General features: G+C 73.0%; 1 protein-coding gene. It reads right to left on the bottom strand.

Annotated features, from left to right (window positions below):
* Positions 1–1,877, bottom strand: a 1,877-nt coding sequence (locus A7A76_RS15565) for an Hpt domain-containing protein (protein WP_206412038.1), incomplete at both ends; no start/stop codon positions are given.

Genomic DNA, 1,877 nt, shown 5'->3' with positions numbered 1-1,877 from the left:
CAGACGTTCCGCTTCGGCCTGTTCGGCGGCGAGGCGTTCGGCTTCCAGACGTTCCGCTTCGGCTTGCTCGGCCGCGAGGCGTTCGGCTTCCACACGCTCCGCTTCGGCCTGCTCGGCGGCGAGGCGTTTGGCTTCCAGGCGCTCCGCTTCGGCCTGCTCGGCGGCGAGGCGTTCGGCTTCCAGGCGTTCCGCTTCGGCCTGCTCGGCGGCGAGGCGTTCGGCTTCCAGACGTTCCGCTTCGGCCTGTTCGGCGGCGAGACGTTCGGCTTCCAGACGTTCCGCTTCGGCCTGCTCGGCCGCGTGGCGTTCGGCTTCGGCTTGCTCGGCGGCGAGGCGTTCGGCCTCCACTCGCTCCGCTTGGGCCTGCTCGGCCGCGAGGCGTTCGGCTTCGACGCGCTCGGCTTCGGCGCGTTCGGCCGCGGCCTTGTCCGCCGCTTCGCGCTCGGCGCGCGCGCGCGCCTGGTCGCTCTGGCCCAGTGAGCCGGCGAAGGACGCGAAGTCGATGGTGAACTCGGAAGTGCGGCGGCCGTCGCTGCGGCCGGCCGGCACCTCGGCGGTGCCCGGGCCTTCGCCCTGGAACGCGCTGAGGTCGTTGGCGCTGAGCTCGACCACGCCCTGGCCGATGGCCGGCGCGTCGTCGAGGTCGAGCTCGTCGACCGGCATCGGCGCGCGCGCGTCGGGCAGGCTGTCGCGCAGCGCGGCGATGCGCTCGGGCAGGCCGAGGAACATCGGCACGTGCGGGCTGGCCGACTTCAACGCTTCGATCGTGGTGCGGATCGCCGCGGCGACCGCGCCCATCGCCGCCACGCCTTCGGCGCTGGCCGGCGCGCCGCTGGCGAGCAGGCGCTTGACGTAGGCTTCGGTGGGACCGGTGACGTCGGTGATGACCGGCACTTCGGTCATCGCGAAGGCGCCGTTCATGGTGTGGATCGAGCGCTGCAACGCGTCGTTGGCCGGCTGCGATTGCGCGCGCGAGGCGTCCAGCCAGGATTCGATCGTGACCAGATGGCCAGCGACTTCGCCGTCGAGGATTTCCAGCAGCACCGGATCGACCGACGCCGGCACGTACGGGCCGGCCACGACGGGCTTCGCGGCAGCGGCCGCTTCGGCGGCGGCCTCGGCCTCGGCCTGCGCCGAAGGCGTGGCCGGCGGCTGATAGAAGGCCTCCTCGCCGCTGGCGAGCAGGTCGGCATGCGCTTCCATGCCGGCGACGTCGACGCTCAGCGGCGCCTCGTTGCGCAGCGCGGCGTAGAAGCCCGGCAGCGCGCGATAGGCGTGCTCGACCAGGTCCAGCACTTCCGGGCTGGCGACGCGGCCGTGCTCGCGCACCCGGTTGAGCAGGTTTTCGATCTTCCAGCTGAACTCGCCCAGGGTCTTGGCGCCGACCAGGCGGCCGCTGCCCTTGAGGGTGTGGAAGACGCGCCGCACCGGCTGCACGCGGGCCAGGTCGTCCGGCGCTTCGCGCCAGGCCGGCAGCAGTTGTTCGAGGTTGCCGATCTCTTCCTCGAATTCCTCCAGGAAGATCTCGCGCACTTCATCGTCGATGTCGTCGACCTGTTCGAAGCCGCCGTTGGCGCCTCCGGACGGAATCAGGAACGACGGCGGCGCCGACGGCACCGCTTCGACCAGCGCGGTGTTGACCAGGCCGCCGGAGACGCGCTCGGTGAGGTCGGCCGGTTCGGCGGCCGGCGGCCGCGACGGATCGGCGTCGAACGCCGAGGCGTACTGGGCGGCGCCGTGCTCGGCGTCGAGCGTGCGCGGCTCGCCGTCGCCGCGCTGCGGCGCTTCGATGTCGGCCAGGCCCCACTCGGGCGCGACCGGAATCTGCGGCGGCGTGTGCGCGGCCGGCGCTTCGGCGCCGGGCTCGGACGCGGCGG

It is taken from the genome of Lysobacter enzymogenes, from assembly GCF_017168095.1.
Lineage (GTDB): Bacteria > Pseudomonadota > Gammaproteobacteria > Xanthomonadales > Xanthomonadaceae > Lysobacter > Lysobacter enzymogenes_D.
Note: the sequence above shows the minus strand (reverse complement) of the source record. Positions and strands in the feature narration are given on the sequence as shown.